The sequence below is a fragment of the Streptomyces sp. R44 genome (assembly GCF_041053105.1).
Taxonomy (GTDB): domain Bacteria; phylum Actinomycetota; class Actinomycetes; order Streptomycetales; family Streptomycetaceae; genus Streptomyces.
Window position 1 is genome coordinate 6,014,247 of the sequence record NZ_CP163444.1, and the last position, 22,150, is coordinate 6,036,396.

Below are 22,150 nucleotides of genomic sequence, written 5' to 3' on the forward strand. Positions count from 1 at the left end.
TCCGACGCACTCCGTACCCGGTCGATAGACGCTCGTCTTATACGAGTGTCTATCGGTCGGGTACAGTGCTGTCATGGGACACAAGGAAGACCTCCTCGAAGGCGCCAAGCGCTGCCTCCTGGAGAAGGGGTACGGGCGCACCACGGCGCGCGACATCGTCGCCGCCTCGGGCACCAACCTCGCCTCCATCGGCTACCACTACGGCTCCAAGGACGCCCTGCTCCAGCAGGCCTTCCTGGCCCTCACCGAGGAGTGGGGGGAGCAGGCGGGGGCAGCGGGCGCGGAGGGCGCCCAGGCGCTGCCGGCCGACCCGTACGCGCGCTTCCACGCCGTCTGGGAGCAGGTCATCGCCGCGGCCGGGGCGAGCCGCCCGGTCTGGAAGCTCCAGACCGAGGTCGTCACCCGCATCGACGACGACGAGAAACTCCGCGAGGCCATCAAGGAACCCCAGCGCGAGGGCCGCCTCGGCATGGCCCAGGGCTTCCTCGGCATCGACCCCGAGGCCGACCCGGAGAAGGCCCGGGTCGCCGGACTGCTCTGCCAGGCCCTGGCGACCGGCGTCATGATCCAGTGGATGGTCGACCCGGACACCGCGCCGAGCGCCGACGACCTCACCGCCGGGCTCAAGGTCCTGATGGAGGAAGGCAGCTGAGGACCACCTTGGCGCGGGCGTGGCCCTCCTCGACGTATCGCAGGGCACGGTCCGCCTCGGCCAACGGGTAGGTCCGCCCGATCACCGGCGCGATCACGCCGCTCTCGGCGAACTCCCGCAGCACCGCCAGGTTCTCCCGGCGCGGCTGCGCCGTCAGGACGTGGAGCCGCCGGTCGGAGATCTTGGAGAGCAGCCGGCCCTTGAGAAGCAGCCCCATGGGCCCGAAGACGCTGCCGCCCTCGAAGACGCCCCCGCCGGACAGGACGAGCGCGCCGGTGGGGGAGAGGATCCGGCGGAGCTCGCCGAGCGAGCGGTTGCCCACCAGGTCGAACACGAGGTCGTAGCGGTCCTGCGAGGCGGTGAAGTCCTCCCGGGTGTAGTCGACGACGCGGTCCGCGCCGAGCCCCAGGACCAGCTGCCCGTTCCTGGGGCCGCACACCCCCGTCACCTCGGCGCCGAGAGCCTTCGCGAGCTGCACGGCGAAGGTGCCGACGCCTCCCGAGGCCCCGTTCACCAGCACCCTCGCGCCCGGCCGGGCCCTGCCCAGGTCTCGTACCCCGATCAGGGCGGTGTTCCCCGCCAGCGGTATCGCCGCCGCCTCAGCGAAACCCGTTCGGGCCGGCTTGAGCTCCGTCGCCGCCACCGGGGCGCACACGTACTCGGCGAAGGTGCCGGGAGCCTCCCCGAAGACCTCGTCGCCGGTACGCAGTTCGGTCACCCCATCGCCCACGGCCTCGACCACGCCCGCGAAGTCCCGGCCCCGGATCCGCTCCTTCGGTCTTCTCAGCCCCAGGGCGAACCGCGCCACGTACGGATCGCCGCGCATCAGGTGCCAGTCCGCCGCGTTCACCGCGGCGGCGTGCACCCGGACGAGCACCTCGCGCGCGCCCGGCACCGGCCGCTCGACCTCCGCGAACTCCAGCGCGTCCGCCGATCCGTACCGCTCCTGCGTCCAGGCCCTCATGACGCCCCCTCGCTCCGTCCGGTCCCCTCGGAACGACCGTAGGGCGCCGGGGCGATCCGGACCATCGGGGGCGACCCGGACCGGTCCCCGACCTTCCCCGACGCGCCGTCGGCCGAAAGGCTGAGGGGGGCTACAGCCGGGCCGACTTCAGCGACATGTGGAGCAGCAGCCGGTCCTCGCCGTCGTCCAGATCGAGGCCCGTGAGCGCCTCGACCCGGGAGAGCCGGTAGTAGAGGGTCTGCCGGTGGATGCCCAGGGCCGCCGCCGTCCGGCCCGCCTGGCCCGCGTTGTCGAGGAACACCTCGGCCGTGCGGGCGAGTTCGGCGTGGGCGGGGGCGAGCAGCGGGGCCACGACCGGGTCGACCTCGGGGTGGTAGAGCGCCGCGAGCAGGCGGTACGGGCCGATCCCGGCCCACTCCGCGACCGGGCCGAGCGTCGGCTGCGCCGCCGCCGCGCGCGCCGCCGTGTTCGCCTCGCGCCAGGCCGCCGGGAGCTCGGTGAGGCCCCGGCGCGGGTTGGCGATCCCGGCGGGCGTGGTGCCGCGCAGCCGGTCGGCGACCTTGTGGGCGGGGGAGAGGTCCTCGGCCGTGCGCAGCCGTACGAGCACGGCGAGGGACTGGCTGTCCGGGAGGGTGGCGACCACCGCCGCCCCGGGGACGGCGCGGACCGAGGGGGCCTCGCCCTGCCAGGGGGTCACGCAGACGACCGTGTGGAGGCCGTCCGCGCTGGGGCCGAGGGCCGCCCGGAGGGCCGCGACGGCCATGTCGCTCTGCCAGCCGCGCCCGGCGGTCAGCACCGCGACGAACTCGCGGGAGAGGTCGGCGCCCGCCCGCTCCTCGTCGGCGAGGAGCTCCCCGATCCGGCCGGCGACCTCCATCGCGGCGGCGAGCCGCTCGTCCGAGGGGCCGGGCTCGGCGTCGAGCAGCCAGACGTACCCGAGGACGACCCCCCGATGGCGTACGGGGAGGCAGATCCGGTCCCGGAAGACTCCCGCGTCCGGGGCGGCGGGGATGCGGACCGGGCCGGTCGCCCGGGTGATCCCGAAGCCCTCGAACCAGGCGCGGACGGCCGGGGTGGACTTGCGGGTGAGGATCGAGCGGGTCCTGACCGGGTCCATGGCGGAGTCGTCGTCGCTGTCGTGCGCGCCGAAGGCGATCAGTCCGAAGTCGCGGTTCTCCAGCGTCGCGGGTTCGCCGAGCAGTGCCGAGATCTCGTCGACCAGGTCTTGGTAATCGCCCTTCACGGACCCATTCTCGCACCCCCTCAGACATGTGTATGAGACGCCGCGCACGGATGCGTGACAGCTGTAGATGGCGGAGGATCGGACCGATCCATAGGTTTCACGGTGGTTCTCCGTGCTGTTCCCGGTTCGTTCCCTTGATCCGGTTATGGCCCCGTCCTACCTTTGCCTTTTGGAGGTGCCCCGTGCTGGGTCCCGTGATCCTCGCCGCGTCGCGCAGCGACAAGATGCGCCGTCTCGTGTCGGCCGCCCCCGGGACCAAGCAGGTCGTCGCCCGCTTCATCGCCGGTGAGACGGTCGACGACGTCGTCCCGATCGTCTCCGAGCTGAGCGGCCGCGGCCTGGAGGTCACCCTCGACGTCGTCGGCGAGGACATCACCACGGTCGAGCAGTCGTACGCCGCCCGGGACGCCTACCTGGAGCTCATCGGCCGTCTCAAGGAGCTGGGCCTCGGCGCCCGCGCCGAGATGTCCGTGAAGCTGTCGATGTTCGGCCAGTCCCTGGAGAACGGCCACGAGCTGGCCCTCGCGAACGTCCGCCCGGTCGTCGAGGCCGCCGCCGAGATCGGCACCACCGTCACCCTGGACGCCGAGGACCACACCACCCTCGACTCGATGTTCGCCATCCACGAGGAGCTGCGGAAGGACTTCCCGCAGACCGGCTGCGTCATCCAGGCCTACCTCTTCCGCACCGAGGACGACGCCCGCCGCCTCGCCGCCAACGGCTCCCGCGTGCGCATCGTGAAGGGCGCCTACAAGGAGCCCGCCGAGGTCGCCATCCAGGACAAGCCCGAGATCGACAAGGCGTACGTCCGGATCATGAAGATCCTGATGGACGGCGAGGGCTACCCGATGATCGGCTCGCACGACCCGCGCCTGATCTCCATCGGCCAGGAGCTGGCCCGCCGCGCCGGCCGCAAGCTGGACGAGTACGAGTTCCAGATGCTGTACGGCATCCGCTCCGAGGAGCAGACCCGTCTCGCCGCCGAGGGCCACCGCATGCGCGTCTACACCGCGTACGGCACCGACTGGTACGGCTACTTCATGCGCCGCCTCGCGGAGAAGCCGGCCAACCTCCTCTTCTTCGTCCGCTCCATCCTCACCAAGGGCTGAGCCCACCTCTCACAAGGAGTTACGAGACTCATGGACGCTGTCACCCAGGTCCCCGCTCCGGTCAACGAGCCGGTGCACAGCTACGCCCCCGGTTCCCCGGAGCGCCTCCGCCTGGAGACCAAGCTCAAGGAGCTGGCCGAGAACCCGCGCGAGCTGCCGATGACCATCGGCGGCGTGAAGCGCCTCGGCGGCGGCGAGGAGTTCAAGGTCGTCCAGCCGCACAACCACAAGGCCGTCATCGGCACCTTCCGCGGCGCCACCGAGCAGGACGCCCAGGACGCCATCGACGCCGCCCTGGCCGCCGCCCCGGCCTGGCGCGCGATGTCCTTCGACGACCGCGCCGCGATCATCCTGCGCGCCGCCGAGCTGCTCGCCGGCCCGTGGCGCGAGACGCTGGCCGCGTCGACCATGCTCGGCCAGTCGAAGACCGCCCAGCAGGCCGAGATCGACACCCCGTGCGAGCTCGTCGACTTCTGGCGCTTCAACGTGGCGTACGCCCGCCAGATCCTCGCCGAGCAGCCGCCGGCGAACTCCCCGGGCGTGTGGAACCGTCTGGACCACCGCCCGCTGGAGGGCTTCGTCTACGCGATCACGCCGTTCAACTTCACGGCCATCGCGGGCAACCTGCCCACCGCCCCCGCCCTCATGGGCAACGTGGTGGTCTGGAAGCCGTCCCCGACGCAGACCCACTCCGCCGTGCTCCTCATGGAGCTCCTGGAGGAGGCCGGCCTGCCGAAGGGCGTCATCAACCTGGTGACCGGCGACGGCATCGCCGTCTCCGAGGTGGCCCTGAACCACCGCGACCTGGCCGGCATCCACTTCACCGGCTCGACCAAGACCTTCCAGCACCTGTGGAAGACGGTCGGCAACAACATCGAGAAGTACCGCTCGTACCCGCGGATCGTCGGCGAGACCGGCGGCAAGGACTTCGTCGTCGCCCATCCGAGCGCCGACCGCGCGATCCTGAAGACCGCGCTGACCCGCGGCTCCTTCGAGTTCCAGGGCCAGAAGTGCTCCGCGTCCTCCCGCGCCTACATCCCGGCGTCGATCTGGAACGACGGCTTCAAGGAGGAGTTCGCGGCCGAGATCGACGGCATCACCATGGGTGACGTCACCGACCTGTCGAACTTCATCGGCGCCGTCATCGACGAGCGCGCGTTCGCCAAGAACAAGGCGGCGATCGACCGTGCCGCGGCCGACCCGAGCTGCACGATCATCGCCGGCGGCACGTACGACGACTCGGTGGGCTACTTCGTCCGCCCGACCGTCATCGCCTGCACCGACCCGGAGAACGAGGTCTTCAAGGCCGAGTACTTCGGCCCGATCCTGGCGATCCACGTCTACGAGGACGACACGTACGACGAGATGCTGACCCAGATGGAGTCGGTCTCGGACTACGCCCTCACCGGCTCGGTCATCTCCGGCGACCGCGCGGCCGCCGCGTACACGATGGAGAAGCTCCGCTTCGCCGCGGGCAACTTCTACATCAACGACAAGTCGACCGGCGCCGTCGTCGGCCAGCAGCCCTTCGGCGGCGGCCGCGCCTCCGGCACCAACGACAAGGCCGGTGCCCCGCAGAACCTGATGCGCTGGACGCTGACCCGCGCCATCAAGGAGACGCTGGTCCCGCCGACGGAGTACGGCTACCCGCACATGGGCTGACCTGCCCGTCACTCCCCCTGATCACCGCCCCCCTCCTCTACCCCCAATTGAGGACGGGGGCGGTTCTCATTCCCCGACGTGACGCTTGAGGAAGTCGCCGATGAGCGAGGCGATCCGCGGCGCGTGGGTCTCCAGGGCGAAGTGGCCCGTGGGGAGGAGGTGGATCTCGGCGTCCGGGAGGTCGCGGCGGAAGGCTTCGGCGCCCGCCGGCACGAAGACCTGGTCTCCCTCGCCCCAGACGGCGAGGAGAGGGACCCGGGAGGTGCGGAAGTACTCCTGGAAGGCCGGGTAGAGGGCGAAGTTGGAGCCGTAGTCGGCGATCAGGCCCAGCTGGATCTCGTCCTGGCCCTCTCGGGCCATCAGGGCGGCGTCGTGGTGCCAGGCGTCCGGGCTGAGGAGGTCGCGGTACTCGGCGGGGACGCCCGTCTCGTACTGCCACTTGATGCCGTCCAGGGAGCGGATGGCGCGGACCGCCTCCTCGGTCTCGGGGGTGCGCTCCTCGATGAGGGCGAGGACGGGGGCCCAGGCCTCGGCGCCGAGGCCCTCCTCGTAGGCGTTGCCGTTCTGGGTGACGATCGCGGTGATCCGCTCGGGGTGGGCGAGGGCGAGGCGGAGGCCGATGGGGGCGCCGTAGTCCTGGATGTAGACCGCGAACCGGTCCAGGCCGAGGGCCTCGGTGAACTCGGCGGTGAGCGCGGCCAGTCCGGCGAAGGTGTAGTCGAAGTCCGAGGGCGTCGCGCTGCGGCCGAAGCCCAGGTGGTCGGGGGCGATCAGCCGGTAGGAGTCGGCGAGCAGGGGGATCAGGTCGCGGAACATGTGCGAGCTGGTCGGGAAGCCGTGCAGCAGGAGCAGGACGGGGGCGTCGGCCGGGCCGGCCTCGCGGTAGGCGATCTCGTGGCCCCGGACGGTGACGGTGCGGTGGTGGGTCGGCAGTACGGACATCGTTCCCTAACCCCTCATGTGTCGGTGACTGGTTATGACTCAACCAGGGTGGAGTTAACCTGTCAATGGGGCGTGAGGGGTTAGAGTCGATGCATGACCGTGAGGACCGCGCCCACTTATCGACTCGGAGCCGCCCGGCTCCGCTCCGTACGCGAGATGCTCGACACCGCCTTCGAGGGCGACTTCTCCGACGACGACTGGGACCACACCCTCGGCGGCGTCCACGCCTGGATCGAGGACGAGCGGGGCATCGCCGCCCACGGCGCCGTCGTGCAGCGCCGGGTGCTCCACCGGGGGCGCTCGCTCCGCGTCGGATACGTCGAAGGGGTCGCCGTCCGGGGCGACCGCAGGCGGCAGGGGCTCGGGGGTGCCGTGATGGCCGAGCTGGAGCGGGTCGTCGACGGGACGCACGCCTTCGGGGCGCTCAGCGCCTCCGACGCGGGGGCCGCGCTCTACCGGGCGCGCGGCTGGCGCGTCTGGGAAGGGCGGATCGACGTGCTGGCGCCCGAGGGGATCGCGCGCCTCGCCGAGGAGGAGGGTTCCGTCTTCCTGCGGCCCGCCGCCGGCCGGGCCCTGCCGGACCCCGCCGTCCCGCTGACCTTCGACTGGCGGGACGGCGACGTGATGTGAGGCGGGGTCAGGGACGTCGCCGGGCGTGGCCCGCGGCCGTCTCCAGGTGGGAGGTGTAGATGGCCGAGAACATGGAGGCGAGCGCGATGGTGATCGCGAGGCCGCCGGTGCCGAGCACCCCGATGAAGAAGGCCGCCAGCGCGCCGCCGACCAGGAGGCACCAGGCGGCGAGCACCGCCTTGCCCCGACGGCTCAGGAACAGCCAGCGCTTCGGGGCGGCCGGCGGGGCGCCCACGGTGCCGGCCGGGCCCGCGGTCGCCGCGCGCGGCCGCTTGAAGTAGCCGTACACCAGCCACTCCCCGCACAGCTCCCAGCCCTCCGGGGTGAGCTCGTCGAGGACGCGGCTCCGCCGGCGTCCGGCGATCACCTCGCGGCGGTACTCCCAGCGCAGCGCCGACCCGGGCGTCCGGCGGCAGACGAACCGGCCGATCGCGTCGAGCGACTCCACCTCCCAGCCCTGGTCGCCGTGGACGGCCAGCATTCGGCGGTCGTTGAAGATGTCGGCGGTCCAGGTCCAGTTCTCGGCGCGCTCGTCCGGCTCGCCGGGCGCGGGCGCGAGGCCGCCGAGCTGCGCGGCGAACGCGTCGGCGGGGCCGAACTCCTCCTCCGGGGCCGTGCCCGTCTCCGTGAGGTGGGCCCGCAGGTCCTCCACGGTCGCGGCGATCTGCTCGTCCGGCACGCCGGCCGTGCGCAGCGCGTCCGTCAGGTCGGCGAAGTAGGCGTCGGTGGTCATCGTGTCGTTCCCCCTGGACTGAGCATGGTCTGTACGGCGTGGTGGAAGGTCAGCCACGCCCCGCTCTCGGCGGTGAGCCGCTCGCGCCCGAGGGGCGTGAGCCGGTAGTAGCGCCGGCCGGGGCCGCGCTCGGCGGCGCGGAACTCCGCCTCCACCAGGCCGGCCTCCTCCAGGCGGTTCAGGACGGGGTAGAGCGTCCCGCCCTTGATCTCGCCCAGCCCCGCCTCGGCGAGCGCCTTGGCGATCTCGTACCCGTAGCTCTCGCCGTCGGTCAGGCGGGAGAGGACGAGGAGGTCGAGGACTCCCTTGAGCCAGCTGGATCTGCGGTCTGCGGCCATGGGCTCATCACATCACCACCTAGGTAGGAATGCAACCTAGGTAGTGACGGCGAGCATCAGACGGCGACCAGCATCTTTCCGAGGTTCTCGCCGCGCAGCATCCCCAGGAACGCCTCCACGATGTGCTCGAAGCCCTCCGTCACCGTCACGTCCAGCGGCAGCGCCCCGCTCCGCAGGCGCGGCACGGCGAGCTCGTACAGCTCCTCCTGCGCGTCCATGTGGTTGCGCACCAGGAAGCCCTCGAGCCGGATGCTCTTGCCGACCAGGTCGAAGAGGTTGCGCGGGGCCGGCGGGGGAGTGGAGAGCGAGTGGTACTGGGCGACCGCGCCGACCCAGGCGATCCGGCCGTACTCGCGCAGCGCGTCGATCGACGCCTCCAGGTGCTCGCCGCCCACCCCGTCCAGGACCGCGTCGATCCCCTCGGGAGCGGCCTTCGCGAGCAGCTCCGTCACGGGCCCGTCGTGGTAGTCGAAGGCCGCGTCGAAGCCCACCCGCTCCGTCAGGTACGCGACCTTGCGCGCCGAACCCGCGCTGCCGACCAGCCGCCCGGCGCCGAGGAGTCGCGCGAGCCGCCCGGCCGCCGTGCCCACCCCGCCGGCCGCCGCCGAGACGAACAGGTCCTCGCCCGGCTGGAGCCGGGCGATCCGGGTCAGGCCCACATAGGCCGACAGGCCCGTACCGCCGAGCAGGCTGAGATGCGCGGCGAGCGGGACGCCGGGGCCGAAGTCGGGGACCGGGCGGACCTCGGCCCGGGTGACCAGGGAGTGGGTGCGCCAGCCCTTGCGGTGCAGGACGAGGTCGCCGGGGCGCAGCGACGGGTCGCGGGAGTCGAGCACGCGGCCCAGGGTGCGACCCTCCATCGGCGCGTTCAGGGTCCACAGCAGATCGGAGTCCATCGCCTCGCGGTGGTACGGGTCGACGGACCACAGGAGGTTCTCGACGAGGGCGGTGCCCGGCTCGGGGGAGGGGACCGGCGACTCGACGAAGGCGAAGTCGCCGCGAGAGGGGAAGCCGTGGGGGCGGGCGGTCTGGTGGACGGTGATCACGGTGTCGTTCGTCATGCCGGAGACCGTAGGAAGGAATGCGGCGGCCGGGCAGGGGTTTGCTTTCATGGAACCGACCGATCCATGAAAGCCGCTCATACTCCGAGGTGGGAGCCCCTCCATGACCGATCTCGCGCCCCGCGAGCTCCGCGTCCTCGTCGCCGTCGGCAGCGAGGGCGGCTTCTCGGCCGCCGCCGTGCTGCTCGGCCTGACCCAGTCCGCCGTCTCCCACTCCGTCCGCACGAGCGAACGCAAGCTCGGCGCCGTCCTCTTCGACCGCGGCCGGAACGGCGCGAGCCCGACCCAGGCCGGGGAGCGGGCCCTCGCTCACGCCCGGCGGGTGCTGCGGCTCCTGGAGGTGATGGGCGCGGAGGTCCGGGGCGCGACGAGCGGAACGGCCGCCGGCCCGCTGCGGATCGCCGTCTTCCGCAGCGCCGCCCTGCACCTGCTGCCCAAGGCGCTGGAGCGGCTGACCGCCCGTCACCCGGAGATCGTGCCCGAGGTGCGGATCGTGCGGGAGGTGGGGCGCGGTACGGCGGGCGAAGTCCTCGACGGGCGGGCCGACATCGGCATCGCGACCGTCGGGACCACCTCGCCCGTGCCCCGGGAGCTGGTCGGGGGCGTGCTGCTCCAGGAGGGGTACGCACTCGTCCACCCGGCCGGGCATCCGGCGCCGCGCACGCTCCCGCTGGTCGACTGGGCGGAGAACTGCACCTCGTACACGAGGGAGTGGTGGGCCGCCCAGGAGTGGCTGCCGGCGGCGACGGTGGAGGCGGAGGACGACGGAGCGGTGCTCTCGATGGTGAGCAGCGGTTTCGGGATGGCCGTGATGCCTGAACTGTCGCTGATCGGAGCACCGCCCACGGTGGAGGTCACCGATCTCGGAGCGGCGCGCCCGACCCGGTCCGTGGGCTACGTCACCACCCCTGAGCTGGCGAAATCCCTCGCCGTGCGGTCGCTGATCCGTGAGCTTCGGGCCACGGAGGGCTGAGAGCCGTCTCAGATAGTAGGAAGTCCGAGTAATTGTGGAGACAGATGAGGAGGCCTGCCCTAGCTTTGTAGAAGCCGAACGTCTCGCTTCATCAAGCGAATGGCGGTCGAGAGCGCGACGCCCTGTGCAGGCAACCCCTGCGGCGGCCCCGGGTCACCCCCGCGGCGGCGCTCCCCGCCCTTTCCGGCGCCTTCGATCACCACTGATCTCCGCACATCCGGATCACCACTGATCTCAAGGAGTCGATCCCTCATGGCCGCTCAGACCGCCCGCCGCGTCCGCCACTCCGTCAACCGCCCCAGCGACGAGGCCCGCCAGAACGCCGCCGCCGCCCTCCAGCGCGCCCTCGACCGCCGTGACAACGGCGGCTCCACCGGCCACTGAGGCCTGGTCCGCCACCGTCCTGACATGGCGCTTCGTCCACATGGCGGACGGAACGTGTCAGACGATGGGACGAAGAGTAGGGTGCCGACATGTCTCACAGCATCAATCTCGCAGTCATTCCCGGCGACGGCATCGGCCAGGAGGTCGTGGCCCAGGGCCTCAAGGTCCTCTCGGCCGCCCTTCCCCAGGACGTGAAGCTGGAGACCGAGGAGTACGACTTCGGCGCCAAGCGCTACCACGCCACCGGTGAGACCCTCACCGACGCCGACCTCGCCTCCCTCAAGAAGCACGACGCCATCCTGCTCGGCGCCATCGGCGACCCGTCGGTGCCGTCCGGCGTCCTGGAGCGCGGCTTCCTGCTGAAGCTCCGCTTCGCCTTCGACCACCACGTGAACCTGCGTCCCTCGAAGCTGCTCCCCGGCGTCGCCACCCCGCTCGCCGGGCAGCCCGAGATCGACTTCGTCGTGGTCCGCGAGGGCACCGAGGGCCCGTACACGGGCAACGGCGGCACCATCCGCAAGGGCACCGAGCACGAGGTCGCCACCGAGGTCTCGGTCAACACCGCCTTCGGTGTCGAGCGCGTGGTCCGGGACGCCTTCGCCCGCGCCCAGGCCCGCCCGCGCAAGAAGCTGACGCTGGTCCACAAGAACAACGTGCTGACCTTCGCCGGCCACCTCTGGACGAACATCTTCCACAAGGTCGCGGCCGAGTTCCCCGAGGTCACGACCGACTACCTGCACGTCGACGCCGCGACGATCTTCCTCGTCACCGACCCGGCCCGCTTCGACGTGATCGTCACCGACAACCTCTTCGGCGACATCATCACCGACCTCGCCGCTGCCGTCTCCGGCGGCATCGGCGTCGCCGCCTCCGGCAACATCAACCCGAGCGGCGAGTTCCCGTCCATGTTCGAGCCGGTCCACGGCTCCGCGCCGGACATCGCGGGCCAGGGCAAGGCCGACCCCACGGCCACCGTCCTCTCCGTCGCCCTCCTGCTCCGCCACCTCGGCCACGAGGCCGAGGCCGCCCGGGTCGAGGAGGCCGTCGCCGCCGACCTCACCGAGCGCGGCGACAGCGTCCGCACCACGGACGAGATCGGCGACGCGCTCGCCGCGCGAGTAGCGAGCTGACCCGCGCCGACTGACATCAGCAGCAGCCGCCGGGTCGCACACAGCGCCCGGCGGCTGTCCTTTGCGCGGCCGCGGGGCGCTCCCCCCGAACTCCGGACCGCGCTCACCCGTTTTCCGCAGCGCTCCCCACGGGCGATAATCGAACGTGGGGCCGCGGCATACGGGCATGCCCGGACGCCGCCTCGTCAGGGACAGCCGTCCCCGGCAGCGACGTGCGCGCGCGGTCCTACCCACACAACCGGTGAAGGACACGCACTCATGACGACGCCCACGATCGAGCTCAAGCCCTCCTCCAGCCCGCTGTCCGCCGCGGAGCGCGAGGCGATCCTGGCCAACCCGGGATTCGGCCGCCACTTCACCGACCACATGGTCACCATCCGGTGGACCGAGGGCCGTGGCTGGCACGACGCCCAGCTCGTGCCGTACGGTCCGCTCTCCCTGGACCCCGCCACGAACGTCCTGCACTACGCGCAGGAGATCTTCGAGGGCCTGAAGGCCTACCGCCGCCCCGACGGCTCCGTCGCCACCTTCCGCCCGGATGCCAACGCCCGCCGCTTCCAGTCCTCCGCCCGCCGGCTCGGCATGCCCGAGCTGCCGGTCGAGACCTTCGTCGAGGCCTGTGACGTCCTCGTCCGGCACGACGAGGCCTGGGTTCCGGCGCACGGCGGCGAGGACTCGCTCTACCTGCGCCCGTTCATGATCGCCACCGAGGTCGGCCTGGGCGTCCGCCCGGCCAACGAGTACCTCTTCGTGGTCATCGCCTCGCCGGCCGGCCCGTACTTCCCCGGCGGCGTGAAGCCCGTCTCCATCTGGGCCTCGGAGGACCGCGTCCGCGCCGTCCCCGGCGGCGTCGGCGACGCCAAGACCGGCGGCAACTACGCGGCCTCCCTGCTCGCGCAGGCCGAGGCGGCGGCCAAGGGCTGCGACCAGGTCTGCTACCTCGACGCGGTCGAGCACAAGTGGGTCGAGGAACTCGGCGGCATGAACCTGTACTTCGTGTACGGCGCTGCGTCCAATGAGAAGCCGAAGATCGTCACGCCGACCCTCACCGGTTCGCTGCTCGCCGGTATCACCCGCGACTCGCTCCTCAAGGTCGCCAAGGACCTCGGCTACGAGTCCGAGGAGGCCCGCGTCTCCATCGACCAGTGGCAGGCCGACACCGAGAACGGCACCCTCACCGAGGTCTTCGCCTGCGGCACCGCCGCCGTCATCACCCCGGTCGGCACGGTCAAGTCCGCCCGGGGCGAGTGGCAGCAGTCGGGCGGCGAGCCCGGTGAGGTCACGATGAGGCTGCGCGAGGCGCTGCTCGCCATCCAGACCGGGAAGTCCGAGGACGTCCACGGCTGGATGCACGAACTCGGCAAGGCGTAACTACTCCGCCTGGACCAGGGCTTCCGGGGCCGTCGTCACGGTCTCGGGAGCCCTGTTCGGCGTCAGGACGGCGTACAGCGCGCCGCCCACGATCCCCGAGAACACGAAGCTGCAGTCGATCCCGCCCGTCAGGGCGAGCAGCGGCCCCTCGTAGAGCGGCGTCGACACCGCGGCCAGGCCGACCGCCGCGCCGACCGCCCAGGAGACGGTGGCGCGCGGGTGCCAGCCCGCCGAGTACCAGTAGATCCCGCCGCGCGAGCGGTTGTTGAAGACCTGGAGCGCCTCCGGGTCGTACCGGCCGCCGCAGCGCACGTGCCCGATGAGGGTGATCACCGCCCACGGGGTGCCGATCGCGGTGAGCAGCAGCACGAACGAGGTCATCGCCGTCTGGGCGTCCGAGGCGAAGTGGCCGAGGAAGACGAAGGCCGTCGCCACCGCCGCGACCACGAGGGTGGCACGCGCGCGCGTGGCCTTCGGCAGGATCGCGTCGAGGTCGAGCCCCATCGAGTACAGCATCAGACCGGCGTTGCCGACGGAGCCGGCGGTGGCGGCGATGAGCAGCGGTACGAGGTACCAGACGGGGGACGCCTCGACGAGCGGGCCCGCGTAGTCCAGGCCGCCGCGCGCCGCCAGGGCGGTGAACGTGCCGAAGAGCTGCGGGACGAGCAGGCCCACGGTCAGGCCCAGGCAGGTCGCCCGGAACACGGTCTTCGTGCTGTGCCGCTCGGGGGAGACGTACCGGGTGTAGTCGCCGAGCAGGGTGATGAACGCCACCGGTCCGCTGAGGCCGGCCGCGACGGCCGAGAGCAGCCAGGTCGGCCAGAAGGAGCCGAGCAGGTACGGGGTGTCCGGCACCGCCGCCGTCGTGAAGTCGCCGGAGTAGGCGAACAGGCCGACGGCGAGGAGCACCGTCATGCCGATCGCGAGCGCCTTGCTCAGCCGGAGCAGCAGCCGGTAGCCGTACACCGCGCCCACCACGGTGCAGGCGGCCAGGAGCGCGTAGACGGCGGCGTGGGCCGCGCCGCCGGTCGGCAGGCCGATCAGGCGGGCGAGTGTGCCCACCATCACATCGCCGCCGATCCAGAGGGTCAGCGCGGTGTAGCCGAGCGAGAGCAGCAGCCCGACCACGGAGCCGACGAGCCGGCCGCGGACGCCGAAGAAGGCTCCGGAGGAGGTGGAGAGGTTGGTCGCGGTGCGCAGCGACACGAGTGCGAGCGGGGCGGTGACCGCGACGCCGACGAGGGTTCCGGTGATGACGGAGGTCACCGAGGCCCAGAAACCGAGTCCGAAGGAGACCGGCAGCCAGCCGAAGACGATCACCCCCAGACAGAGGTTGGATCCGAGCAGGATCGACATGAGGTCGCGGGGGCCGCTGGTGCGTTCGGCCTCGGGGATGGTGTCGACTCCGCGCTGTTCAATCGGCATGAGGACTCCCTGCGGGGGCGGACGGGGGACTTTTAGAGCGGCGCTCAATGTGACCTACACCTGTCGGCGACGTCAATGCTTGGAAGCGGGCGACTCAACATTTAGAGTGTCGCTCAAACGTGTCGCAATTGCAGGAGGTGTTTGGGGCGTGAGACTGACCCCTACGGAACGCGACCGGCTGCTTCTCTTCGGTGCCGCCGAGCTCGCCCGCGCTCGCCGGGCCCGTGGCCTGCGGCTCAATGTGCCCGAGGCGACCGCGCTCATCGCGGACACCGTCTGCGAGGCAGCCCGCGACGGCAAGCGACTCGCCGAGGCGATCGAGGCGGCCCGTTCCGTCCTCGGCCCCGACGACGTCCTGCCCGGTGTCGCCGACGTGGTCACCGAGGTCCACGTCGAGGCCGTCTTCGACGACGGCTCACGGCTCGCGGTCGTCTCGAACCCGATCGGCGGGGGCGGCCTGGGCGCCGAGGCGCCGGGCGCGCTGCTGCCCGGTCCCGCGTACGAGGAGGCCGAGCCGGCGCTCGTCGTACGCGTCCGGAACACGGCGACGGTCCCGGTGAGCGTCACGTCCCACTTCCACTTCTTCGAGGCCAACCCGCGCCTCGACTTCGACCGGGCCGCCGCCTACGGCATGCGCCTCGCCATCCCGGCCGGGGCGTCCTTCCGCTTCGACCCGGGCGGCGAGGCCGAGGTCGGGCTCGTGCCGATCGGCGGCGCCCGCGTCGCCATCGGCTTCGCGGGCCTGGTCGACGGTGCGCTGGACGCGCCGGGCGCGAAGGAAGAAGCCCTGCGGCGCGCCGCCGCCTGCGGCTACCTGGGAATCTCGGGAGGAGATGTCTGATGGACCCGTACGAGTACGCATCCGTGCACGGCCCCCGCGCCGGCGACCGGGTCGTCCTGGGCGACTCCGGACTCGTCGTCCGCGTCGAGTCGGACTCCCAGAAGCCCGGCGACGAGTTCCTCGCGGGCTTCGGCAAGACCGCCCGCGACGGCCTCCACCTCAAGGCCGCGGCCGTCCGCGAGACCTGCGACGTCGTCATCAGCAACGTCCTGGTCATCGACGCCGTGCAGGGCATCCGCAAGGTGTCCATCGGCATCCGCGAGGGCCGGATCCACGCGATCGGGCGGGCCGGCAACCCCGACACCCTCGACGGCGTCGACGTCGTCGTCGGCACCGGCACCTCGATCGTCTCCGGCGAGGGCCTCATCGCCACCGCCGGCGCCGTCGACACCCACGTCCACCTGCTGTCGCCCCGGATCATGGAGGCCTCGCTCGCGAGCGGCGTCACCACGATCATCGGCCAGGAGTTCGGGCCCGTCTGGGGTGTCGGAGTCAACTCGCCCTGGGCGCTCAAGCACGCCTTCAGCGCCTTCGACGCGTGGCCGGTCAACATCGGCTTCCTGGCCCGCGGTTCCTCCTCGGACCCGGCGCCGCTCGTCGAGGCGCTCGCCGAGGGCGGAGCGTCGGGCTTCAAGGTCCACGAGGACATGGGCGCCCACACCCGGGCCCTGGACACCGCGCTGCGGGTGGCCGAGGAGCACGACGTCCAGGTCGCGCTGCACTCGGACGGCCTGAACGAGTGCCTGTCCGTCGAGGACACCCTCCGCGTCCTGGAAGGCCGTACGATCCACGCCTTCCACATCGAGGGCTGCGGCGGCGGACACGTCCCCAACGTCCTGAAGATGGCGGGCGTGCCGAACGTCATCGGCTCCTCCACCAACCCCACCCTGCCCTTCGGCCGCGACGCGGTCGCCGAGCACTACGGGATGATCGTCTCCGTCCACGACCTGAAGACCGACCTCCCGGGCGACGCCGCCATGGCGCGCGACCGGATCCGGGCCGGGACGATGGGCGCGGAGGACGTCCTGCACGACCTCGGCGCGATCGGGATCACCTCCTCCGACGCGCAGGGGATGGGAAGGGCCGGCGAGACCGTACGCCGGACCTTCGCCATGGCCGGGAAGATGAAGGCCGAGCTGGGCCCGATGGAGGGCGACGGCGCGCACGACGACAACGCGCGCGTGCTGCGCTACATCGCCAAGCTCACCATCAACCCGGCGATCGCCCACGGCCTCGCCCACGAGATCGGCTCGATCGAGGTCGGGAAGATGGCCGACATCGTGCTGTGGCGGCCGGAGTTCTTCGGCGCCAAGCCGCAGATGGTCATCAAGAACGGCTTCCCCGCGTGGGGGGTCGTGGGCGATCCGAACGCCGCCACCGACACCTGCCAGCCGCTGGTCCTCGGACCGCTGTTCGGCGCCCACGGTGCCGCTCCGGCCGAGCTCTCCGTCGCCTTCGTCGCCCAGGCCGCCGTCGACCTCGGCTCCGACTCCCTGCCGACCCGCCGCCGCCGCGTCGCCGTGCGCGGCACCCGCGGCATCGGCCCCGCCGACCTGGTCTTCAACTCCCGCGTCGGCGACGTGCAGGTCGACGGCCGGACCGGCCTCGTCTCGCTCGACGGCTCCCCGATCCGTTCCGAGGCGGCCGAGTCCGTCTCCCTCAACCGCCTCTACTTCCTCTAGGACCTGACTCATGACCTTCCGCATGCCCGCCGAGTGGATGCCGCACGAGCGCACCTGGATGGCCTGGCCCAGCCCCAACCCCACCTTCACCAACGACGAGGAGCTCGCCGAGGCCCGCGAGGCCTGGGCCTCGGTGGCCCGCGCCGTCCGCCGCTTCGAGCCGGTGACCGTGGTCGTCGCGCCCGGCGACGCCGATTCGGCCCGTGCGCTCCTGGGCCCGGAGATCGACCTGGTCGAGCGCGAGCTCGATGACGCCTGGATGCGGGACATCGGCCCGACCTTCGTCACCAACGGAACCGAACTCGCCGCCGTGGACTGGGTGTTCAACGGCTGGGGTGCCCAGGACTGGGCCCGCTGGGAGCACGACTCCAAGATCGCCCGCCATATCGCGGACGTGGCGGGAGTCCCCGTACTCTCGTCCCCCCTCGTGAACGAGGGCGGCGCGATCCACGTCGACGGCGAGGGCACCGTCCTCCTCACCGACACCGTCCAGCTCGGCCCGGGCCGCAACCCCGAGTGGACCCGCGAGCAGGTTGAGCAGGAGATCCACGCCAAGCTCGGCACGACCAAGGCGATCTGGCTCCCGCACGGCCTCGCCGGCGACTACGGCATGTACGGCACCCAGGGCCACGTCGACATCGTCGCCGCCTTCGCCCGCCCCGGCACGGTCCTCGTCCACAGCCAGCAGGACCCGGCCCACCCCGACTACGTGCGCTCGAAGATGTACGTGGAGATCCTGCGCGGCCAGACGGACGCGCAGGGCCGCCCGCTGGAGGTCATCGAGGTCCCGGCCCCCACCGTCCTGAAGGACGAGGAGGGCGAGTGGGTCGACTACTCGTACATCAACCACTACCTGTGCAACGGCGGCGTGGTCCTGTGCGGCTTCGACGACCCGAACGACGAGGTCGCGGCCGAGATCTTCCGCCGCCTCTTCCCCGAACGCCACGTGGTCCTGGTCGACGCCCGCCCGATCTTCGCGGGCGGCGGCGGCATCCACTGCATCACGCAGCAGCAGCCGGCGGTCTGAGGCGTTCCGCAGGTGCCGGCGGGGGTGAGGTAGAACATACGGGTGAGTCAGAGCAGCAACCCCACCCCCTCCTCCCACCCCCGTCGGCGCAACCAGGCCGCGCCGCCCCGTGAGGACGTGCTCGCCGCGGCGATGGGCACCATCGCCGAGCGGGGGCTCGACGGGCTGACCATGGCCGGGCTCGGGCGTGAGGTCGGGATGAGCAGTGGGCACCTGCTCTACTACTTCCGCACCAAGGACGAGCTCCTGCTGCAGACCCTGGAGTGGAGCGAGGGGCGGCTCGGGGCCGAGCGGAGTGCTCTGCTGTCCCGGCCGGGGACGGTGCGCGACCGGCTCGACGGGTACGTCGAGGTGTACGTGCCCGCCGGTCCCCGGGACCCGCACTGGACGCTCTGGCTGGAGGTCTGGAACCGCTCGCAGAACGCCGACGACGACGCCCGTGCCCGGCAGGCCGCCATCGAGGGGGCCTGGCACCGGGACCTCGTCGCGATCCTCGCCGAGGGCGTCTCGCGCGGGGAGTTCCGGGCCGTCGACCCGGACCGCTTCGCCACCCGGATGCGGGCCCTGCTCGACGGCTTCAGCGTGCACGTCGCCGTCGGCATCCCGGGTACGGGACGGGAGCAAGTCCTCGACCACGTGCGGGAGTTCATCACCGAAACATTGATCTCGCGAACGTAACGCACGCAAGTACTCCCGATCGTTGCCCCTCACCGCCTTGTGACCCGCGGAGCGCTTCCGGCACGGTTCCTGCCCATGGGACGAGAGCACTGGAAGAAGATCTGGGTCGGTTCGGCGGGCAACATGGTCGAGTGGTTCGACTGGTTCGTGTACGCGAGCTTCGCCACCTACTTCGCGGGGGCCTTCTTCCCCGAGGGCGACGACACCGCCAAGCTCATGAACACCGCCGGGATCTTCGCCGTCGGCTTCTTCATGCGCCCCGTCGGCGGCTGGCTCCTCGGCCGGGTCGGCGACCGGAAGGGCCGCAAGGCCGCGCTCACCCTCACCGTGACGCTGATGTCCGCCTCCGCCGTGCTGATCGCGATCGCGCCCACGTACTCCGTCGCCGGATACGGCGGCGCCGTCGTCCTCCTCGTCGCCCGCCTCCTCCAGGGCCTCTCCGTCGGCGGCGAGTACGCGGCCAGCGCCACCTACCTCACCGAGGCCTCCGCGCCCGAGCACCGCGGCTTCGCCTCCAGCTTCCAGTACGTGTCGATGACCGCCGGCCAGATCCTCGGCCTCGGCCTGCTGCTCGTCCTCCAGCACACCCTCTCCGCCGAGGCCCTGCACGGCTGGGGCTGGCGCATCCCCTTCGTCATCGGCGCCCTCGGCGCGGCCGTCGTCTTCTACCTGCGGCGGAACATGCTGGAGACGGAGGTGTACGAGGAGACCGCCGACACCGGGGTCGCCCGCGGCCGGCAGGGCACCCTCAAGGCGCTGTGGGCGCACAAGCGGGAGGCCTTCCTCGTCGTCGCGCTCACCATGGGCGGGACCGTGGCCTACTACACGTACACCACCTACCTCACCAAGTACCTGTCCAACTCCGCCGGGCTCCCCAAGCGGACCGCCACCCTCGTCTCCTTCTGCGCCCTGATCGTCTTCGCCTGTCTGCAGCCGCTGGCCGGCCGGCTCTCCGACCGGATCGGGCGCCGCCCGCTCCTCATCACCTTCGCGGTCGGCTCCACTCTCCTCACCGTCCCGATCCTGACGCTGCTCAAGCGCGCGGGCTCCTTCTGGCCGGCCCTCGGCCTCTCGCTCCTCGCGCTGGTCGTCGTCACCGGCTACACCTCGATCAACGCCTGCGTGAAGGCCGAGCTCTTCCCGACCGGCATCCGCGCCCTCGGCGTCGCCCTGCCGTACGCGATCGCCAACGCCCTCTTCGGCGGCACCGCCGAGTACGTGGCGCTCTGGTTCAAGAACGCCGGCGTCGAGGCGGGCTTCTCCTGGTACGTGGCGGGCTCCGCGGCCGTCTCCCTGGTCGTCTACCTGGCGATGCGGGAGACCCGTGACATCGACCTGGGCCGCGTCGGCGCCGCCGCCCCCGAGCGCAAGGAAGATCAGCTGCCCGTATCGTGAGACCGCCGTCCCGTCGGTCCCGTACCTGTGTCAGACTTCCGGCGTGCTTGCTACCACGATGATTATCGGCAGCGGCGCGCCGGTCCGCAGTGGCCACTGAATCGCGGCAAGACCCCCGCGGCAGTGGACACCGTGCCCCAGACCCGCGCGCAGACCTCTCGCACCCGCGAGGGGTTTTTTCGTTTTCCGGCCCCACCCACGCCGGAAGCGGACGACGCGTGAGAATGGGGGCAAGTGGATCCATACCTTCCGGAGCCACATCCGACAGGAGCCATCACAGCCATGACCACGGAGAACGCCGAGGGCTCGCGCCTCGACGACAGCTTCCATGTCTTCGACACGACGCTGCGCGACGGGGCGCAGCGTGAAGGCATCAACCTCACCGTCGCGGACAAGCTGACCATCGCCCGGCACCTCGACGAGTTCGGCGTCGGCTTCATCGAGGGCGGCTGGCCCGGCGCCAACCCGCGCGACACGGAGTTCTTCGCCCGCGCCCGGCAGGAGATCGCGTTCAAGAACGCGCAGCTCGTCGCCTTCGGCGCCACCCGCAGGGCCGGCGGCAGCGCCGCCGAGGACCCGCAGGTCAAGGCGCTCCTCGACTCCGGCGCCCCGGTGATCACCCTGGTCGCGAAGTCGCACGACCGGCACGTCGAGCTCGCCCTGCGCACCACCCTCGACGAGAACCTGGAGATGGTCCGCGACACCGTCGCCCACCTGGTCTCCCAGGGCCGCAGGGTCTTCGTCGACTGCGAGCACTTCTTCGACGGCTACAAGGCGAACCCGGACTACGCCAAGGCCGTCGTCCGCGCCGCGCACGAGGCCGGCGCCGACGTCGTCATCCTCTGCGACACCAACGGCGGCATGCTGCCCGCGCAGATCCAGGCCGTCGTCGCCACCGTGATCGCCGACACCGGCGCCCGGCTCGGCATCCACGCCCAGGACGACACCGGCTGCGCCGTCGCCAACACCCTCGCCGCCGTGGACGCGGGCGCCACGCACGTCCAGTGCACCGCCAACGGCTACGGCGAGCGGGTCGGCAACGCCAACCTCTTCCCCGTGGTCGCGGCCCTGGAGCTCAAGTACGGCAAGCGGGTCCTCCCCGAGGGCGCGCTCGCCGAGATGACCCGGATCTCGCACGCCATCGCCGAGGTCGTCAACCTCACCCCCTCCACCCACCAGCCGTACGTCGGCGTCTCCGCCTTCGCCCACAAGGCCGGACTGCACGCCTCCGCGATCAAGGTGGACCCCGACCTCTACCAGCACATCGACCCCGAGCTGGTCGGCAACACCATGCGGATGCTCGTCTCCGACATGGCGGGCCGCGCCTCCATCGAGCTCAAGGGCAAGGAGCTCGGCGTCGACCTGGGCGGTGACCGCGAGCTCGTCGCCCGGGTCGTCGAGCGGGTCAAGGAGCGCGAGCTCAAGGGCTACACGTACGAGGCCGCCGACGCCTCCTTCGAGCTGCTGCTCCGCGAGGAGGCCGAGGGCCGGGCCCGCCGCTACTTCCGTACGGAGTCCTGGCGGGCGATCGTCGAGGACCGCCCCGACGGCACCCACGCCAACGAGGCCACGGTGAAGCTCTGGGCCAAGGGTGAGCGGATCGTCGCCACCGCCGAGGGCAACGGCCCGGTCAACGCCCTCGACAAGGCGATCCGGGTCGGCCTGGAGCGGATCTACCCGCAGCTCGCCAAGTTCGAGCTGATCGACTACAAGGTCCGCATCCTGGAGGGCCGCCACGGCACCGAGTCCACGACCCGGGTTCTGATCACCACCAGTGACGGCAACGGCGAGTGGTCCACGGTCGGCGTCGGCGAGAACGTCATCGCGGCGTCCTGGCAGGCCCTGGAGGACGCCTTCACGTACGGGCTGCTGCGGGCCGGGGTCGACCCCGCCGAATAGCCCTGTATGTT

Annotated in this window: 21 protein-coding genes; 14 read left to right on the plus strand and 7 right to left on the minus strand. The window is 71.6% G+C overall.

The window, feature by feature from the left end; genetic code table 11:
* Window positions 1-73: 73 nt before the first annotated feature.
* Entirely contained in the window at window positions 74-652 is a 579-nt protein-coding gene (locus AB5J54_RS28080) for a TetR/AcrR family transcriptional regulator (RefSeq protein ID WP_369146684.1), read from the plus strand.
* On the opposite strand, the gene AB5J54_RS28085 is transcribed toward AB5J54_RS28080, so the two are convergent.
* Window positions 624-1,616 carry an NAD(P)-dependent alcohol dehydrogenase gene (locus AB5J54_RS28085; RefSeq protein WP_369146685.1) on the minus strand — a complete coding sequence of 331 codons (993 nt, stop codon included), beginning with the start codon at window positions 1,614-1,616 and terminating at the stop codon, window positions 624-626. The two genes, AB5J54_RS28080 and AB5J54_RS28085, sit on opposite strands and share 29 nt — an antisense overlap.
* 130 nt (window positions 1,617-1,746) lie before the next feature.
* Window positions 1,747-2,859: a PucR family transcriptional regulator gene (locus AB5J54_RS28090; protein WP_369146687.1), complete on the minus strand. Its 1,113-nt coding sequence runs from the start codon at window positions 2,857-2,859 to the stop codon at window positions 1,747-1,749.
* Between the two features lie 182 nt (window positions 2,860-3,041).
* Here AB5J54_RS28090 and AB5J54_RS28095 point away from each other — a divergent pair, with 182 nt between their 5' ends.
* Window positions 3,042-3,968, plus strand: a complete 927-nt coding sequence (locus AB5J54_RS28095) for a proline dehydrogenase family protein (protein WP_369146688.1) — start codon at window positions 3,042-3,044, stop codon at window positions 3,966-3,968.
* A gap of 30 nt (window positions 3,969-3,998) precedes the next feature.
* Window positions 3,999-5,630 carry an L-glutamate gamma-semialdehyde dehydrogenase gene (gene pruA, locus AB5J54_RS28100; RefSeq protein WP_369146689.1) on the plus strand — a complete coding sequence of 544 codons (1,632 nt, stop codon included), beginning with the start codon at window positions 3,999-4,001 and terminating at the stop codon, window positions 5,628-5,630.
* A gap of 66 nt (window positions 5,631-5,696) precedes the next feature.
* On the opposite strand, the gene AB5J54_RS28105 is transcribed toward pruA, so the two are convergent.
* Window positions 5,697-6,572: an alpha/beta fold hydrolase gene (locus AB5J54_RS28105; RefSeq protein WP_369146691.1), complete on the minus strand. Its 876-nt coding sequence runs from the start codon at window positions 6,570-6,572 to the stop codon at window positions 5,697-5,699.
* Between the two features lie 93 nt (window positions 6,573-6,665).
* Between AB5J54_RS28105 and AB5J54_RS28110 the strand changes: the two genes are divergently transcribed.
* Window positions 6,666-7,202 (plus strand): GNAT family N-acetyltransferase, encoded by a 537-nt coding sequence (locus tag AB5J54_RS28110; RefSeq protein WP_369146692.1) that lies wholly within the window; start codon window positions 6,666-6,668, stop codon window positions 7,200-7,202.
* Between the two features lie 7 nt (window positions 7,203-7,209).
* Here the strand turns inward: AB5J54_RS28110 and AB5J54_RS28115 are convergent, their stop codons facing one another.
* The 3 genes from AB5J54_RS28115 to AB5J54_RS28125 are packed head-to-tail and all read right to left on the minus strand — an operon-like array spanning window position 7,210 to window position 9,334.
* Window positions 7,210-7,935 carry a hypothetical protein gene (locus tag AB5J54_RS28115; protein ID WP_369146693.1) on the minus strand — a complete coding sequence of 242 codons (726 nt, stop codon included), beginning with the start codon at window positions 7,933-7,935 and terminating at the stop codon, window positions 7,210-7,212.
* Window positions 7,932-8,273, minus strand: a complete 342-nt coding sequence (locus tag AB5J54_RS28120) for a PadR family transcriptional regulator (protein WP_369146695.1) — start codon at window positions 8,271-8,273, stop codon at window positions 7,932-7,934. The genes AB5J54_RS28115 and AB5J54_RS28120 overlap by 4 nt, the downstream gene beginning before the upstream one ends.
* Window positions 8,274-8,329: 56 nt before the next feature.
* A complete protein-coding gene (locus AB5J54_RS28125) occupies window positions 8,330-9,334 on the minus strand; it encodes a zinc-binding dehydrogenase (RefSeq protein ID WP_369146696.1) in 1,005 nt (334 codons plus the stop codon).
* A 103-nt stretch (window positions 9,335-9,437) separates the two neighbouring features.
* Here AB5J54_RS28125 and AB5J54_RS28130 point away from each other — a divergent pair, with 103 nt between their 5' ends.
* From AB5J54_RS28130 to AB5J54_RS28145, 4 genes are all read left to right on the plus strand, one after another.
* Complete coding sequence (locus tag AB5J54_RS28130) at window positions 9,438-10,307, plus strand: LysR family transcriptional regulator (RefSeq protein ID WP_369146698.1); 870 nt, start codon at window positions 9,438-9,440, stop codon at window positions 10,305-10,307.
* A 252-nt stretch (window positions 10,308-10,559) separates the two neighbouring features.
* On the plus strand, window positions 10,560-10,691 hold the full coding sequence (locus tag AB5J54_RS28135; protein ID WP_256961924.1) for a hypothetical protein: 132 nt from the start codon (window positions 10,560-10,562) through the stop codon (window positions 10,689-10,691).
* 89 nt (window positions 10,692-10,780) lie between these two features.
* Window positions 10,781-11,821: a 3-isopropylmalate dehydrogenase gene (locus tag AB5J54_RS28140; protein ID WP_369146699.1), complete on the plus strand. Its 1,041-nt coding sequence runs from the start codon at window positions 10,781-10,783 to the stop codon at window positions 11,819-11,821.
* A gap of 258 nt (window positions 11,822-12,079) precedes the next feature.
* The gene (locus AB5J54_RS28145; protein WP_369146700.1) at window positions 12,080-13,192 is read left to right on the plus strand and encodes a branched-chain amino acid aminotransferase; all 1,113 of its coding nucleotides are present in this window, start codon (window positions 12,080-12,082) and stop codon (window positions 13,190-13,192) included.
* Here the strand turns inward: AB5J54_RS28145 and AB5J54_RS28150 are convergent, their stop codons facing one another.
* Entirely contained in the window at window positions 13,193-14,617 is a 1,425-nt protein-coding gene (locus AB5J54_RS28150) for a cytosine permease (RefSeq protein ID WP_369146701.1), read from the minus strand.
* Window positions 14,618-14,765: 148 nt separating this feature from the next.
* On the opposite strand from AB5J54_RS28150, the gene ureA reads away from it, so the two are divergent.
* The 6 genes from ureA to cimA all read left to right on the plus strand — a co-directional run bounded on the left by ureA (window position 14,766) and on the right by cimA (window position 22,139).
* On the plus strand, window positions 14,766-15,458 hold the full coding sequence (gene ureA, locus AB5J54_RS28155; protein ID WP_369146703.1) for an urease subunit gamma: 693 nt from the start codon (window positions 14,766-14,768) through the stop codon (window positions 15,456-15,458).
* Window positions 15,458-17,140 carry an urease subunit alpha gene (locus AB5J54_RS28160; protein WP_369146705.1) on the plus strand — a complete coding sequence of 561 codons (1,683 nt, stop codon included), beginning with the start codon at window positions 15,458-15,460 and terminating at the stop codon, window positions 17,138-17,140. The genes ureA and AB5J54_RS28160 overlap by 1 nt, the downstream gene beginning before the upstream one ends.
* 10 nt (window positions 17,141-17,150) lie before the next feature.
* A complete protein-coding gene (locus AB5J54_RS28165; RefSeq protein WP_369146707.1) occupies window positions 17,151-18,167 on the plus strand; it encodes an agmatine/peptidylarginine deiminase in 1,017 nt (338 codons plus the stop codon).
* 132 nt (window positions 18,168-18,299) lie between these two features.
* Entirely contained in the window at window positions 18,300-18,845 is a 546-nt protein-coding gene (locus AB5J54_RS28170; RefSeq protein ID WP_369149476.1) for a TetR/AcrR family transcriptional regulator, read from the plus strand.
* 75 nt (window positions 18,846-18,920) lie between these two features.
* Entirely contained in the window at window positions 18,921-20,240 is a 1,320-nt protein-coding gene (locus tag AB5J54_RS28175; RefSeq protein ID WP_369146708.1) for an MFS transporter, read from the plus strand.
* 282 nt (window positions 20,241-20,522) lie between these two features.
* The gene (gene cimA / locus AB5J54_RS28180) at window positions 20,523-22,139 is read left to right on the plus strand and encodes a citramalate synthase (RefSeq protein ID WP_369146710.1); all 1,617 of its coding nucleotides are present in this window, start codon (window positions 20,523-20,525) and stop codon (window positions 22,137-22,139) included.
* Window positions 22,140-22,150: the final 11 nt, after the last annotated feature.